The sequence below is a fragment of the Rhodococcus sp. KRD197 genome, from assembly GCF_017168235.1.
Lineage (GTDB): Bacteria > Actinomycetota > Actinomycetes > Mycobacteriales > Mycobacteriaceae > Rhodococcoides.
On the sequence record NZ_JABFAO010000001.1, the window covers coordinates 126,461 to 140,499 of the forward strand.

The following is a 14,039-nucleotide window of genomic DNA, read 5'->3' on the forward strand; positions in this document are numbered from 1 at the left end:
TCGTGTCGGCGGTCGGCGAACTGTCATTCGTAACAGTGCCCTTGTAATTGCTTTGTGACAGGCGATAGGTTGTTTTCTCGTCAAGAAAACAGTCATCGGGTATGGTTCACTGCAGAAGTTACGTTTCGTGCAGGGTGTGCGTTCGCTTCGGTGGGCGCTCATGTCGGGAGCCTCACCCTCAGGCACAGGAGTTTTGACGTGGCGATCATTGGTTTGTCGATCGAATCCAACGCGATGCATGCTGTCCTCTTCGATTCCGAGGCGGGCACTGTGCTCGCCAGCGAAGACTCGTCCAGCAACGGATCGGATTCGCTGTCGGCGATGATGAGGTCCATGCGGGCCGCCGCAGCCGACCTGCAAGTCCAGGTCGAGGCGACGGCCTTTGCATACCGCACCGAGCACGAGCGCGCGTTCTTCTCGTCCGAGTTGGACAAGCACGGCGTCGGGCAGATCGAGATGGTCCCCGCGCAAACCGCCTTCCTGGGATGGCTGGCCGAGGCGCCGGAGTTCCAGTCGGCAGAGTGCGTCCTGCTCTACCACGTGGGGTCTGCCGGAGTGGCCATGTCCTTGGCGGATACCGCGAACAAGACCCTGTCCGCACCCAGGAACGCGTCGCTGGAGTCGAAGAGTCCGGAACATCTGGGCGGCACGGTCCCGTTGGCCTGGGAAATCCTGGACGAGGCAGGAATGAAGCCCGACGCAGTCGCGCTCTTCGGTGACGGATCCGCGGACCGGAATCTGCCCGATATTCTGTCTCTGGGCTTGAGTGCCCGAGTGATCCGAGTCGAGGTGCCCGACCGCCTCGCAGCTGAGGGAGCCGCGCGAGTGGCCGCGCTTGCCGTCGCCCACGACGCTCCCGTCGCCGCATCCGTTGCCACCGAGGTCCATGCCGCCGAGGTCTATACAGTTGCGCTGCCTGCGCCGGCGGCGGCGAGCTCAACGGTGAAGAGTGTGGTTCCACCGCTCTCGACCGTGCCCTTGGCCGCTGCACAGTCGTCTCCGCGGGTGCCTCGGAAGAAGATCGTCCTGACGGCGGCTCTTCTCGTCGGCATTCTGTCCGGCGGGGTGGCCTTGGCGTCCACCCTGCCCGGTGACGCTCCGGCGGGCGCAGAGTCGGCCGACGCCGCACTGGTCGGGGCGACGCACGATGTCGAAGCAAGCCAAGATCTCGGGGCCACCGAGACCTCCGCTGCAATCCCCGAGCCGGTCGCCGGCGTCCCGTTGCCCCTGCCGCCCGGGCCCGAACCTGTCCCGGCCGGAGCCCCCGCACCGGAACCGTCCGCCGCGCAAGGCGTAGCTGGCTGGCCAACAATCGCCCCGACGACAACGAACCCCAGGTCCGAGATACTCACGCCGATACCGGTGCAGGCAATTCCGCCGGCCGCGGCAGTCGTTCCACAGAGGACGGTCGAGCCGCCGCAGTTCACCGTGCCCGTGGTCATCCCCGAACAGGGCAAATCGCAGGAGCAACTCGAACAGGAAGCCTGGGATCGGCACTGGCAGCACACTGCCGACTGGTTGGAGCAGGAACTCGGCGCGAACTGAGATCCCACCTCGCTGACACGTTGAGTTCGGCCTGGGACAGCCCTGTGGCGGGCCGATCGCTGTGTCAGGATGAACTCTGTGTCAGCGAAACGGGAGTCGGCTGTTCGGTCATCGGTTGCGGCGGATATGCCGCGCGCTCGTCGAGAGTTGAGCGAGCTCATCGCTTTTCGCTCGGTTGCCGACGAACGGCAGTACCCCCGCGAGGAATGCGTCGCAGCTGCAGAGTGGGTGCGAGATGCGTTCCTCGACGCCGGCATCGAGTCGGCGGAACTGATCGAGACGATCGACGGCTCCTACGCTGTCGTGGGCCAGCGCAAGGCAGTCGGCGGCGCGCCCACGGTCCTGCTGTATTCGCACTACGACGTGCAGCCTCCCGGTGACAGCGCGTTGTGGGCAAGTGAGCCGTTCGAGCTCACCGAGCGCGACGGGCGGTGGTACGGCCGCGGTTCGGCGGACTGCAAGGGCAACGTCGTCATGCATCTGCTGGCGCTACGGGCCCTCGGGTCCGATTGGGGCGTCGGCGTCACCGTCGTCAGCGAGGGGTCGGAGGAGATGGGCACCGGCGGCCTGGAGGACCTCGTCGAGAAGCGTCCCGAGTTGTTCGCAGCCGATGTCATCATCATCGCCGACACCGGCAACGCTGCCGTCGGGCAACCGACGGTCACCACGACGCTTCGGGGCATTGCGAACGTGGTGGTGCGGGTCGACACGCTCGCCGGAGAAGTGCACTCCGGTATGTACGGAGGACCCGCGCCCGACGCGTTGGCCGCGTTGATCGCGCTGCTGGCGACACTCAGGGACGAGCACGGCAACACCGTCGTCGACGACCTCCCGGCCGATCAGGCGTGGGATGGGGTCGACTATGCACCGGAACGGTTCCGAGCCGATGCGGGCGTTCTCGACGGGGTGGACCTGGCCGGGTCGGCATCGGTAGCCGATGCCGTGTGGGCTCGGCCCGCGCTGACAATCCTCGGAATCGACTGTCCGCCTGTGGTCGGTTCCGCGGCAGCGATCTCGCCGACGGCCTCCGCCCGGCTCAATCTCCGCGTACCGCCGGGAATCGACGCCCAGGTTGCCCAGGACGCCCTGGTGGCGCATCTACACGCACATGTGCCGTGGAACGCCCGAGTGAGCGTCGAGCGCGAGGCGATCGGATCACCGTTTCGTGCCCGCACCGACGGGCCGGGCTACGCAGCGCTGGGCGACGCCTTGGAGGAGGCGTTCGGTGCGCCTGTCGGCTCGGCCGGGCAAGGCGGATCGATCCCGCTGTGCAACGTTCTCGCCCAGACGTTTCCGCACGCGGAAATCGTCCTCATGGGCGTCGAGGAGCCGCAGTGCCGAATCCACGCACCGAACGAAAGCGTCGACCCGAGCGAAATCGAAAACCTCGCCGTCGCCGAAGCTCTGTTCCTGCAGACGCTGGGAGCGTCAGACCGATAGGTCGCGGCGCAGTTTCGCGACGTGGCCGGTGGCTCGGACGTTGTACTGGGCGACCTCGATCTTGCCTGCCTCGTCGACGAGGAAGGTGGACCGGATGACGCCCTGCACAGTCTTGCCGTACATCTTCTTCTCACCGAACGTGCCCCAGGCTTCCAGCGTCGCCTTCTCCGGGTCGGAGAGCAGCGGGAAGTTCAGCTCCTCGGCGTCGCGGAACTTGGCCAGCTTCGCGGGCTTGTCGGGGGAGATTCCGATGACCTCGATGCCCTCGCCGTTCAGCTCGGCGAGGCTGTCACGGAAGTCGCAGGCCTGCTTGGTACAGCCCGGAGTGCTGGCCGCGGGGTAGAAGTACACGATCACTTTCTTACCCGCGTAGTCGGCGAGGGAGACCTCGTTGCCGTCGGCGTCGGGCAAAGTGAACGCGGGAGCGGTGTCTCCGGCTTCGAGCTTCTTGTTGTCGGTCACCTGACGAGACTAACCAATACGATGCGTGCTCTACGCTCGACGTTGACACACGCAATACAGCGACAAGTTGGAGGACACGTGGCCAGGGACACCGACAGGATCGAACGCGAGATCGAGGCCGCTCGCAACCAGCTCGCGAGCACCCTCGACGAGCTCAGCGTTCGAGCCAGCCCCAAGCGCATCGCCGAGAACACGAAGCAGTCGCTGCTGGCGAAGATGAACGAACCGCCGGTCAAGTACACCCTCATCGGTGTCGGGGCAGTCGTCGCAGTACTGATCGTCCGCAGGTTTTTCAACTAGAAACCAGGCCCGACCAGCCGATTTCACATCTGGCTGTCGATCCTGTTAAAGTTTCTCCCGCACCGCAGAAGTGACCGCGGTGCGGATCGGCGCCATTAGCTCAGTTGGTTAGAGCAGCTGACTCTTAATCAGCGGGTCCGGGGTTCGAATCCCTGATGGCGCACCCAGAAACACCCCGTCACCAGCGTAAAGCTGGCGGTGGGGTGTTTTGGTTTCTCCGGACTTGCTGCGATCCACCCTTAACTCATCTCTTGGTGCCAAGAGTCGAGTCGCCCGGTTGAATCGGGTGCGCCGGTAACTCGCTGGACGAAGTTGGTGACCCTGGTGTTGGCGTGACCGAGTTGCATCTTGTTCCCGGCGCCAGCGCGGCCCATAGGCAGCGAAAGACGGAAGCCAAGCGTGAGGGGCGGTGAGTCGCCTTTGCGGTACTCCTGAACGCGGCCTTCTCGGCAATCGCGGCTGCGCTTTGGCCCGCTACCTACGCGGAGTGACCCCGATCAGGGGTGCGAGTTGCGTGGCAATGGGATTTAGGTTGAGCTTGTCCGGATCCACCTTCGGCTTGTTGTCCCACGGTTGCGGCGTTTCTGGATCTGCGTACACGATGCGGCTGGAACTACGGACACCGGTGACGCTTCCCTGAGGCGTCAGACAGTTCGCTTCCAAGTTCAACGGGTAGTCCTCTCGGGTGGGATCGAAGTTCGGGTTCTTCGCCTGCTCCGCATCCAGGATCGATTGCGACGCTTCGTACCCGATGGTGCACGGCGGCGGGTTGTTGACTTCCAAACCAGCAAAGCTGAGGTGGATGGAGCCGTCGCCTTGGACGAGGGTGTGCGCGGCCGATGATATGGACGGCAAGAAGATAAGCAAAGGCCTGAGAGCGAACGCCTTTGGGGCGTACAGCGAGGTGACAGAATCGATATTGTTCAGGTTCGTGGTCAGGGCCGGACCGCCGTCGGCAACGAGTGCGCCGATCTGGTCGCTTGCATCCGTGCCGGTCCCGATCAGGCGCCGAACATCGGGGTCGCTGCTGCGCAGTTGTGCCGTAAGAACATTCAGGTCTGCGCTGAACTGTCCGATCGCCGACGACTGCTCGGACTGGGTGTCGAGCACTGTTCGACTGTCCCGGATGAGTCCGAGCGTCTCGGGTAGTGCTTCCTCTGCTGTTTCCGACAAAGTGCCGAGTGAGTCCACGAGAACCTGAAGATCTTCTGCCTTGCCATCGAACGCCGCTCCGAGTTCCCTGACCGTTGTAGTGAGGTTGTCCAATGGGATGGTCTTGATGAGCTGATCGGTGCTGGCCAATACGTTCTCGACCGGTACGGGCGTTCGAGTGTCCGCGGGAGCAATGATCGCACCCTCCGCGAGGAACGGTCCGTCGCTGTTTGCGGGCTGTAGATCGACGTACTGCTCGCCGATGGCCGATCGATTCGCCACCACGGCCAGCGCCGAGGTAGGAATGCCCGGGCCTCCTTTGTCGAGCAACAGCTCCACATCGATACCGTCGCGGGTCAGCGACAAGGTGCCGACGGTCCCGACGGGCACACCCCGGTAGGTGACCTCCGCGTTGGAGAAGATTCCGCCCGAGTCTGCGAACTCCGCAGTCACGCGGTATTGCCCGAAACCGAGAAGGTTGTCGATTCGGACGTATGTGCCGCCGACATAGACGATGCCGACTACCGCGACGACCACGAATGCGATCAGCTGAATCCTTACCAGTCGAGTGGCCACAGCGTCATCCCCATCGAATATCAGTCTGTCTTTCTGAGTGTTGGTCGCGATCTACCGCGCAGGACTGCGCGTGCCGTCCGGCTTCGCTCGCTGGCCGTCAGGCCGCCCCAGATACCGTGTGGTTCTTGGTGTGCGATGGCGTAGCTTCGGCACTGCATGAGGACGGGGCAGTGTGCGCAGATCGTTTTGGCCTGCCGTTCCAATCGAAACCGATGATTCCCGGGCGGGGGAAAGAAGATGTCACTGGGTAGTTGGCGACAGGCACCGCGCATGCGCCACGACCCATCTTCGGGTGCTTCGGCGATGCGCGGTTGATCTCGCCCGGTGAGCATCAGGCCCGGTTCTCAGCTACGTGCAGTCCACCCACCACGGCCGCGGCCACCCTGCGGTGATCTCCCGGGGCGAACTCGCGGTCGCTGCAGTAGATGAACCGGTCGGGCCGGACAAGAAAGCCGTCGGCGCGGGCACGGCGCATCTGCCGCTCGAGCACACCTTCGCTGTCCACGAAATGGCCCGCGCCTACCTTGTGGCTGGCAATCGCCGACGCATATTCGAGCTTCACCTCGGCAACTCCGGCCCTGGCCAGCTGTCTTGGGATCGGTGCCGAAGGGAACCCGACCCAGGTCCATTTGTTGTCGAGCACGACGTCCAGGCGCACGGGCGTGAGGTCCGATCCAACCACCCACGGCTGTTTGATGAAGGTTCCGCGTGGACTACGTCGCAATGGAGCGATACCGAAGAACCCGCCCTTGGTGCCGAGTTTGTACAACGGCTTGAGCCCATTGCCCGCGAGCAGACGCGATACACCTGGCACTTTCGACGCTGCCACGAAGAGACCATCGCGTACCCGTGCTGCGGCCTCGTTCTCGAGCATCACGATGCGGCCGATGCGTAGCGAAAAGTTGGTCAGCTGTTCGACATTGAGTCGGCGCTCGGATTCGTATGTCTGCAGTAGTTCCGCATCGGCGCTACCATTGAGCACTGCATCGAGCTTCCAGCAGAGATTCGCGGTATCACGTACACCGGACGACACGCCCTGTCCGGCGAACGGCGGCATGATGTGCGCGGCATCCCCGGCCAAGAAAACCCGCCCTTTGCTCCACCGTTCAGCTTGCCTGATATGGAAGGTGTAACCCCAGCTACGGAATATCTCGACCTGGTCGTAGTCGATTCCGCGTTCGGCCAGCAGACCACGAAGGCCTGCCTCGGTCTGCAATTGCTCCACTGTTTCACCCTTGTTGACCCGATACTCGACACGGTGGTAGCCCATCGGACACGGGCAGTCCACACCAGGCCGCCGGGGGTCGGAAATGAAAGTGAAATCCAACGGAGCATCGGCTGGAAGGTCGTACCACGCTCGCAGTTGAATATCGAACCACGGTTCTTCGATGTGTTTGCCCGGCAGAGCGATACCGAGCAACTTGCGTATCGCGCTCGAGCCACCGTCGGCGGCGATCACATAGCGCGACCTGATCAGCTGGTCGTCACCGCCGTCGACAGGACGCAGGGTGATGGTGACCGAGTCGGAATCCTGGCTGAGGCCGACGGCTTCGAAGCCCGATCTAACTGTGACAGTGGGGAACCGGGTGATTCCCTCGCGCAGTACGCGCTCGAGTTCGGGTTGATGGTAGTAAGCCATACCCGGCACGCCCTGATCGCGACTCTCTGCCGAGAACATCGACAGAAACGTCTTGCCGCCGTGCTTGAAATGCACGCGGACGTCAGCGGACATGGTGGCCAGCATCTCGTCGAACAAGCCTAGCCCCTGCCAGACACGATGCGCGTCCTCGTCGGAGGCTATGGCTCGTTGGCGCGGATAGATCGAGATGTCGCGTTCGATCACCGCAGTGGTGATGCCCCGCTGTCCTAGAAGATTCGCAGCCGTCGCTCCGGTCGGACCCAACCCGATGATGACGACATCGACATCGACGTCTCGGAGCGGACGAATGTTGTTGCTGATCATGCGCATTCCTTCTGAGTGATCTGTACGGGTCCGCAATGGCGGTGTCCGAGTGGACGCCGGCGACTCTCCAGGGAGGGGACGCAATAGGCGCATTTCCGCCGATACGTGCAGGTGCCAGCGGAGTCGGAACCGATTGCCACCGACAGTTCGAGCCGAGGGTAGAGGTTGTCCGCACCTGTCGGGCGAGTTGCACGTCCGCGAGGGCACCGGCAATCACGAAGCCACCGGCGATGGCGCAGCCGGCCACCCGCGTCCTCTGGGGCAAGTGCGCGGTGAGAGCGAAGGCTGCGGTATCCCAGATGTCGACGGCCACGCCTGCGCGAAGCAGCGTGCGCACCGCCTTCGGGGCATACCTGGTTGCGGCGTACAGTCCGCCGCCGATGTAGATTTCGCGAATTCCGAAGGTGCGGGCGGCAGCTCGCGTAGTGGCGACCGCAGCATCGGGTCCGGCGAGCAATTCGTTGGCTCGGGTGGGTGCGACCATATGGGCGATGCCGATCGCTGCGCGTGCGAGTCCGACCGCCTCGGGGAGCCGACGAGAGAGGTTGGAGGGGGAGACGAAATTCATGAGCATTTCCTTATGTGGTGGGGATAGCGGTCTCGCGAGCCAACCGTCTGAGTAGACCGACGGACTTCTTCATTCCGAAGGCAACGATGGTGGTGCGGCCGTCGTCGTGACTCCACTTCAGCAGCGCCGATCCGTCCTCGACGGAGCCTTCGATGACGGCCGGCTCACCGAGCAGAGGGAGTGGACCGACAACTTTGATCGACAGCCCAAGGATCTCGGTCCAGAAGTAGTCGTCGGTAGGTGGGCACGTCGGCGCGAGACCGAGTGCGGATGCCGCGGCCACTTTGCCCTGTGCGACGGCATTCGACCAAAACGGTGCTCGGCTGGACGCCTCTCGCGAGTAGGTGACATCTCCGGCAGCGAAGACGCCGGAAACCGCTGTCGCGCAGAGCTCGTCGATACCCACCCCGCGCCCGTCGGCGATACCGGAGCCGTCGAGCCACCCGATCTCGGGGACATCGCCGGCGCACGTGACGACCAGATCGGCAGTGAGACCTCGATCTGCAATCTCGATGCCCACGACGCGATCTCCGGTCAACGCGACCGGGCTCTCAGCCTGTACGAACTCGACCGATGCGGCCCGGGCCCTTGCCACGATCGCGTCGGACAGGAAAGGGCCCAGGAGCCGCTTCAGCGGAGGATCGACATCGACAACGGTCACCGCGATATCGCGCGCAACGCAGGCACTGGCGATCTCCATCCCGAGGAAGCCGGCTCCGACGACGATTGCGGTTCGAGCCTCGTCCAATGTCGGGCGCAGTGCACGGACGTCGGCGAACGTCCGCAAAACGGTCTCTCCCGATTGATCCGGACCCGCGATGCGACGCGCGGCCGCGCCGGTGGCCACGATCAAAGCGTCGTAGGAGATGTCGGTGCCGAGCGCGGTGGTAACGGTGCGGGCCTCGGTATTCACCGAGGCCACACGATCGACGATCGACGTGAGGTCGAGATCCGAAAGGTCCCACGTTTCCGCTTTGACCGCTCCATCTTTGAGGACGTGCTTCGACAGCGGCGGTCTTGCGTAGCAACCGTCGGGATCGGCACCGATCATGGTCAGTGGGCCGTCGTGCCCGCGAGCACGGAGCTCACGAGCTGCGGTGCATGCGGCGATGGAATCTCCGACGATGACGATGCTGCGAGCGACCGACGTCACGCCTGTTCTCTCAATGCCGCGACCGGACACACACCGATGGCCGACCGCGCCGAGGGCGCGAGGTCGTCGGGAATGTCGTCGTTGTCGAATGCGTAGTGCAGTTCGCCTTCGTCGTCCAAACTGAACACTTTCGGTGCCTGGTCGGCGCATATCCCATGGCCCTCGCACCGATCCCAATCGACGTCGATTCTCACAGCTGTGTCCCTTCTGCCGCCACCAAGTGCAGTGGCAGACGTTCGTATCGATGAATGACGTTGTTGACGGCCCGCTTAGGCGTTCCGGCGGGCACGAATCGTTCGACCCGTCGCGCGAGCACCCGAAGCATGGTTTGCGTTTCCAAGCGCGCGAGACCCTGGCCTGCGCAACCGTGCACGCCGGATCCGAAGCCGAGCTGACGAGCAGCGTCTCGGGTGATGTCGAAGGCATCGGGGTTGTCCCATTCCCGCTCGTCGCGGTTGGCCGATGCGTAGATCACCAGTACGCGTGCACCCTTCGGGACTCGTGATCCGTCGATCTCGACGTCGCGCACAGCTCGGCGCGAGAAGGCCCTGATGGGCGATTCGTACCGGACGACCTCGTTGACGGCATTGGGAATCAGATCCGGGTTCTGCCGGATCGCCTGCCACTGCTGGGGGTGCCGAGCGAACAGGTCGAGTGCACCGGAGATCGCACCGATGGTGGTGTCGAGCGAGGGTCCGAGGTAGTCGATCATCAGTGCCGGGCACGAGGACTTGGCGATCTTGTTCTCGTCGGCGGCTTTCAAAACGTCGTCACCCATACTCCCCGAAATTACCGATCGTTCTCGCACCACCCGCCTCGAGAAGGCCAGCATTTCGGCGGCGCCCTTGACTGCGGCAACCGAGTGCCGGTTGATGGGGCCGAGGGAGTCGAATGTTGCTCCCGCCCAGCGGAGGAGTTCCTCACGCCCGTCCTCGGGCCAACCCACGAGGTCGGGCACGATCGACATCGGCAGCGCCGTCGCGAGATCGTCGACACCGTCGACGGACTGCTTGCGCAGGGCCGCGTCGACGATGCTCTCGGCCTTCTCCTGCACCGCCGAGGTCATCTTTCGCACTGCCTTGGGGGTCAGGCGGTGAGCCAGGACCGAGCGCTTCGTTGCGTGCTCGTCGCCGTCGCTGTTGAGTGTCGTGCCGCGGCCCAGTCTGTTGGCCACCGGGTTGAGTGCGACGCCGTCCCCCGAGACGAAGGTCTCGTCGTCGAGCAACACCGCCTTGCAGTCGGCGTAACGCGAGATCGCGAACACCTGCTGATGCGGGAGCCACACCACGGGGCCGAGCGTGCGCAGCGTCGCGTAATGCGGGTATGGATCGAGAATGCTCTGGGTCGAGTAGATGTCGGTGCGGTACTGCGGGATCGAAACGTTCGTTGTCATCAAGTCCTCGAGACGGCCACGGATCTGGCGATACCCGCCAGTGTTTGACGATATCGTCACCCACGGGAACCGCCCCCGTCAAGCATTTTTGACGAATTCGTCATTTTCGGTACGCGATAGGCTTCCCTTCCTACATCCCGCGAGCAGGAGCACACCTTGGCCGAAGGCAACCGAATCGAGCACCGGAAGGCTCGCACCAAAGCCGCGCTTGTCAAGGCTGCGCAAGGCTTCCTGGCCAGCGGCAACACCAACGCACCCGTTCTGGAAATCACCCAGGCCGCCGACGTCAGCAACGGATCGTTCTACAACTACTTCGAATCCAAAGAGGAGCTGTGGCAGGCGGCCATCGATGCAGCACTCGAATCCATCGGCGACTACCTCGATTCACTTACCGTCGACCTGGACGACCCGGTCGAGAAGTTCACCCAGTCTTTTCGGTTGTCCGGACGACTCTTCCGCCTCGAGCCGCAACTGAGTCTCGTCCTGCTCAACTCCGAGGCTGCGGCGTTCGCCGCAGCCCGAGGCTTGGCACCGCGTTCTCGTCGCGATATCGAATCAGCCTTCGCCCAAGGGCGATTCGACGTGGACGACGCAGATCTCGCACTCGCGATCGTGGCCGGTTCCCTGCTGTCCATGGGGCGGCTGCTCCTCGCTCAACCTGAGCGAGACGAAGCAACAACCGTCGACGACACGACGGAGCGTGTGCTTCGAGCTCTGGGAGTCTCCGCCAGCGAGGCTCGAGGACTCTGCAGTACCGACCTTCCGGAAATCTACGGCATCGACGTGCGTGCAACCGTCGTTCCGGCTGACAGCGCGGGCGGTGACCACTGACGAGCTCGTCGATCGACCTGCATTCGCACCGACGGCAGGTACGACTCCCGTGTGCTGTGGACTACCCGATCGCTCTGCGCAGAGTTCGAGAAGGCGTCTCACCGAACTTGGCCTCGTAGTGGCTGGCGAATCGGCCCAGGTGGTTGAATCCGCAGCTGAACGCAACATCACCGACTTTGATTGTCTCGCCGCCTTTTTGGAGGTCTCGCCGCACTCCTTCCAGGCGGATGTCTCGGATGTAGGTCGTCGGGGTCATTCCGAATTGCTCCCGGAAGAGGTTCTGAAGCTGGCGTGCACCGACGCGGCGATGGCGGCAAGATCGCCGATCGTGTACTGGGCCCCGGGAAACGACTCGATGTGATCGAGGACGCTTTGTAGCGCACGCGGATTGCTCGCTTCCGGCGGAGCATTGAGCTGCGACGTCAGCGAATGCGGCTGCTGTAGCAGTAGTCCGGAGATGAGAGCCCTTTCGAAATGCTCGATCTGCGACATGAGCGCCGGGTTGAGTGCGCTGGACGGATCGTCGACGGTATCGAGGAGGATGCAGAGCGTCGAGAGCCATCGCGCTCCGGCAGGGCTCGTCAAGTCCATCGCCAGGTCGAATCGGATATGTTTGTCGACCGGTCTGCCGAGCACCTGCGCCAGTTCGCTTTCGAGCGCGGCGCGATCGATCTTGATGCAGATCTGGGTGGCGTCGGCCTGCCAGAGCGGAAGAACGGTCTGCTCGTGCGGGGGGTGAAAACCGCTGCGCGTCGCGGTGTGGCAACGGTCTGTTGGTCGCCGCACCAGGATACAACTTCACCCGAGACCGGAACGTTGTCGTGGTAGGTGCCCAGATCTCCGGGATCGACTCGCGCTTCGCTGCTGAACCTGGCGCGTCCGACGGTGAGGTGATTGAGCCGCACCGCAGACAATTCAGCTGGAGCTTCTCGACGCCGGTTTCCCACGAGTTCGACTTCGGCCAGGTAGAAGACGCTGTTTACTGCTCTCCGATGTACTCGGTGTGTCTATGCTCGTCGAGACTCTCAACGACCAGCATGCGGTAGGGGCCACCGACAGCACGGTTCTCGGTCCCTTCCACATGACGGAGTCGCCCGTTCGGCAACTCGGCGACACGATCGACGAGGTCGGAAGTCCGTCTCACCTGTTGGTGGCGGGTGTCGTGCGCGGAACCGACGGACAAGTCCTGCCGAACGCTTCCGGCCACTACCCGATTCCGACGGACGGCCCGGTGGGAACGCTGCTGGAAGCGACAGACCGACACCCGTACCGGCCCGCGCATATCCATTTCATCGCCCGGACCGACCGGTACCGGCCGTTGACGACGCATATCTTCATTCCGGGTAGCCCCTACCTCGACTCCGACGCCGTATTCGCCGTCAAGGGTCCACTCGTCGGGACCCTCGGAACCGTCGACGCAGACCACGCACGCCGATACGGCGTCGATGTCGGGACGGTTTCGGCAACAGTCAAGTTGGTACTCGCCCCCGAGCAAGCCGGAGTCCCGGATGTCGACTGATCCGTTCACCTACACCGCGCTCCCGATGCGAGTGGCATTCGGGCAAGGGGTGAAACCACTTCGTGAAGAGGTGCGACAGTTGGGAATCAGAAGGGTCGTGGTCATCTGTACTCCGGACCGGGTCTCGTTGGCGCACGAGGTCGCTCTGAGTGTGAGTACCGAGGTCGTCGGTGTGCTGGCCGAAGCTGTCATGCACGTTCCTGTCGGAGTCGTCGATGACTGCGAGGTGCGAAGTCGAGCCGTTGGGTGCGATGGGTATCTCGCGGTCGGAGGTGGATCGGCGATCGGTTTGGCCAAAGCGCTGGCACTACGCACCGGCGCACCGATCATCGCGGTCCCCACCACCTATGCGGTTTCGGAGATGACCCCGGTCTGGGGTATGACCGAGAACAAGGTCAAGCGCACCGGTCGCGACCGAGTCGTTCTGCCTCGCGCAGTCGTCTACGACCCCGCTTTGACCACCGGACTTCCGGTCTCGGTTTCGGTCACCAGCGGGATGAACGCGATCGCACATGCCGTCGAGGGCCTCTACGCCCCAGACCGGTCGCCGATCGTATCGATGATGGCGCGTGAAGGAGCCCGCTCGCTGGCCTCCGCGCTGCCACGTCTGGTCGACCACTCCGGCGATCTGGAGGCACGAGGTGAAGCACTTTACGGCGCATGGCTATGCGGTGCAGTTCTCGGCGGAAGCTTCGATCTGCCGCACGCTCAGACGCACGCGATCGTCCTCCCACACGTGCTGGCGTTCAATGCACCGTTCGCCGCCGACATGGTCACCGCCCTTGCCGGTGTGTTCGGGGAGGGCGACCCGTGGACAGCACTGCGGAACCTACAGACCTCGCTGCCGATGCCACTTTCCCTTGGCGAACTCGGATTCGACAAGGCCGACATCGCTGAGGTGACGCGTCAAGTCACCGCGAACCCATACCACAATCCGCGACATATCGACGGGACGGAAATCGACGCCCTACTCGAGCGGGCGTGGGCAGGGCTACCGCCACGTCCCTCGGCCGACAGTGGATTCGAGACAGTCATCGCCAAGGAGTACTCATGACCCGAGTTCCCTCTACAGCAGCATCTTCGGAGAGCGTCCTCCACGCCGTGTACATAACGCGGAACAAGACGTGGGCGGCGAGC

General features: G+C 63.6%; 15 protein-coding genes, 1 tRNA gene and 1 pseudogene. 7 read left to right on the forward strand and 10 right to left on the reverse strand.

All coding sequences use genetic code 11. The features are described 5' to 3' along the window. The first annotated feature begins 198 nt into the window (after positions 1-198). Complete coding sequence (locus tag J1M86_RS00585; RefSeq protein WP_307786490.1) at positions 199-1,545, forward strand: hypothetical protein; 1,347 nt, start codon at positions 199-201, stop codon at positions 1,543-1,545. A 69-nt stretch (positions 1,546-1,614) separates the two neighbouring features. Further along, entirely contained in the window at positions 1,615-2,985 is a 1,371-nt protein-coding gene (locus tag J1M86_RS00590) for a dipeptidase (RefSeq protein WP_206508304.1), read from the forward strand. Here the strand turns inward: J1M86_RS00590 and bcp are convergent. Further along, positions 2,974-3,447 (reverse strand): thioredoxin-dependent thiol peroxidase, encoded by a 474-nt coding sequence (gene bcp, locus J1M86_RS00595; protein WP_206508306.1) that lies wholly within the window; start codon positions 3,445-3,447, stop codon positions 2,974-2,976. The two genes, J1M86_RS00590 and bcp, sit on opposite strands and share 12 nt — an antisense overlap. A 78-nt stretch (positions 3,448-3,525) precedes the next feature. Here bcp and J1M86_RS00600 point away from each other — a divergent pair, with 78 nt between their 5' ends. Both J1M86_RS00600 and J1M86_RS00605 read left to right on the forward strand, forming a co-directional pair. Then, complete coding sequence (locus J1M86_RS00600) at positions 3,526-3,747, forward strand: DUF3618 domain-containing protein (protein ID WP_075839837.1); 222 nt, start codon at positions 3,526-3,528, stop codon at positions 3,745-3,747. Positions 3,748-3,836: 89 nt separating this feature from the next. Continuing rightward, positions 3,837-3,910: transfer RNA gene (locus J1M86_RS00605), tRNA-Lys, on the forward strand. 311 nt (positions 3,911-4,221) lie between these two features. Here J1M86_RS00605 and J1M86_RS00610 read toward each other — a convergent pair. From J1M86_RS00610 to J1M86_RS00635, 6 genes are all read right to left on the reverse strand, one after another. Further along, positions 4,222-5,475, reverse strand: coding sequence for an MCE family protein (locus tag J1M86_RS00610; protein ID WP_206508309.1), 1,254 nt, complete (start codon positions 5,473-5,475; stop codon positions 4,222-4,224). 20 nt (positions 5,476-5,495) lie between these two features. Continuing rightward, positions 5,496-5,807: a WhiB family transcriptional regulator gene (locus J1M86_RS00615; protein ID WP_206508311.1), complete on the reverse strand. Its 312-nt coding sequence runs from the start codon at positions 5,805-5,807 to the stop codon at positions 5,496-5,498. Then, the gene (locus J1M86_RS00620; protein ID WP_206508315.1) at positions 5,807-7,438 is read right to left on the reverse strand and encodes an FAD-dependent monooxygenase; all 1,632 of its coding nucleotides are present in this window, start codon (positions 7,436-7,438) and stop codon (positions 5,807-5,809) included. Before J1M86_RS00620 ends, J1M86_RS00615 begins: the two co-directional genes overlap by 1 nt. A gap of 578 nt (positions 7,439-8,016) precedes the next feature. Further along, positions 8,017-9,159, reverse strand: coding sequence for an NAD(P)/FAD-dependent oxidoreductase (locus J1M86_RS00625; RefSeq protein ID WP_206508317.1), 1,143 nt, complete (start codon positions 9,157-9,159; stop codon positions 8,017-8,019). Continuing rightward, positions 9,156-9,353 (reverse strand): ferredoxin, encoded by a 198-nt coding sequence (locus tag J1M86_RS00630; protein WP_068376494.1) that lies wholly within the window; start codon positions 9,351-9,353, stop codon positions 9,156-9,158. The genes J1M86_RS00625 and J1M86_RS00630 overlap by 4 nt, the downstream gene beginning before the upstream one ends. After that, a complete protein-coding gene (locus tag J1M86_RS00635) occupies positions 9,350-10,552 on the reverse strand; it encodes a cytochrome P450 (protein WP_206508319.1) in 1,203 nt (400 codons plus the stop codon). The genes J1M86_RS00630 and J1M86_RS00635 overlap by 4 nt, the downstream gene beginning before the upstream one ends. 156 nt (positions 10,553-10,708) lie before the next feature. Here J1M86_RS00635 and J1M86_RS00640 point away from each other — a divergent pair, with 156 nt between their 5' ends. Next, positions 10,709-11,383, forward strand: a complete 675-nt coding sequence (locus J1M86_RS00640) for a TetR/AcrR family transcriptional regulator (RefSeq protein ID WP_206508321.1) — start codon at positions 10,709-10,711, stop codon at positions 11,381-11,383. Positions 11,384-11,444: 61 nt separating this feature from the next. On the opposite strand, the gene J1M86_RS26170 is transcribed toward J1M86_RS00640, so the two are convergent. The 3 genes and pseudogenes from J1M86_RS26170 to J1M86_RS26180 form a co-directional block, all read right to left on the reverse strand. Continuing rightward, the gene (locus J1M86_RS26170) at positions 11,445-11,639 is read right to left on the reverse strand and encodes a helix-turn-helix domain-containing protein (RefSeq protein WP_241259387.1); all 195 of its coding nucleotides are present in this window, start codon (positions 11,637-11,639) and stop codon (positions 11,445-11,447) included. Further along, on the reverse strand, positions 11,636-12,169 hold the full coding sequence (locus J1M86_RS26175; protein ID WP_075839844.1) for a hypothetical protein: 534 nt from the start codon (positions 12,167-12,169) through the stop codon (positions 11,636-11,638). Before J1M86_RS26175 ends, J1M86_RS26170 begins: the two co-directional genes overlap by 4 nt. A 2-nt stretch (positions 12,170-12,171) precedes the next feature. Continuing rightward, a pseudogene (locus tag J1M86_RS26180) lies at positions 12,172-12,330 on the reverse strand (AraC family transcriptional regulator); the annotation flags it as partial. Positions 12,331-12,392: 62 nt separating this feature from the next. On the opposite strand from J1M86_RS26180, the gene J1M86_RS00650 reads away from it, so the two are divergent. After that, a complete protein-coding gene (locus J1M86_RS00650; protein ID WP_206508323.1) occupies positions 12,393-12,902 on the forward strand; it encodes a hypothetical protein in 510 nt (169 codons plus the stop codon). After that, on the forward strand, positions 12,892-13,956 hold the full coding sequence (locus J1M86_RS00655; protein WP_206508325.1) for a maleylacetate reductase: 1,065 nt from the start codon (positions 12,892-12,894) through the stop codon (positions 13,954-13,956). Before J1M86_RS00650 ends, J1M86_RS00655 begins: the two co-directional genes overlap by 11 nt. The last annotated feature ends 83 nt before the right edge of the window (positions 13,957-14,039 follow it).

Bases quoted from the DNA above. Each gene is read 5' to 3' on its own strand.
- J1M86_RS00590 (WP_206508304.1), top strand. From the start codon at position 1,615: ATGAACTCTGTGTCAGCGAAACGGGAGTCGGCTGTTCGGTCATCGGTT.
- J1M86_RS00615 (WP_206508311.1), bottom strand. From the start codon at position 5,807: ATGCTCACCGGGCGAGATCAACCGCGCATCGCCGAAGCACCCGAAGAT.
- J1M86_RS00620 (WP_206508315.1), bottom strand. From the start codon at position 7,438: ATGATCAGCAACAACATTCGTCCGCTCCGAGACGTCGATGTCGATGTC.
- J1M86_RS00635 (WP_206508319.1), bottom strand. From the start codon at position 10,552: ATGACAACGAACGTTTCGATCCCGCAGTACCGCACCGACATCTACTCG.
- J1M86_RS26170 (WP_241259387.1), bottom strand. From the start codon at position 11,639: ATGACCCCGACGACCTACATCCGAGACATCCGCCTGGAAGGAGTGCGG.
- J1M86_RS00650 (WP_206508323.1), top strand. From the start codon at position 12,393: ATGCTCGTCGAGACTCTCAACGACCAGCATGCGGTAGGGGCCACCGAC.
- J1M86_RS00655 (WP_206508325.1), top strand. From the start codon at position 12,892: ATGTCGACTGATCCGTTCACCTACACCGCGCTCCCGATGCGAGTGGCA.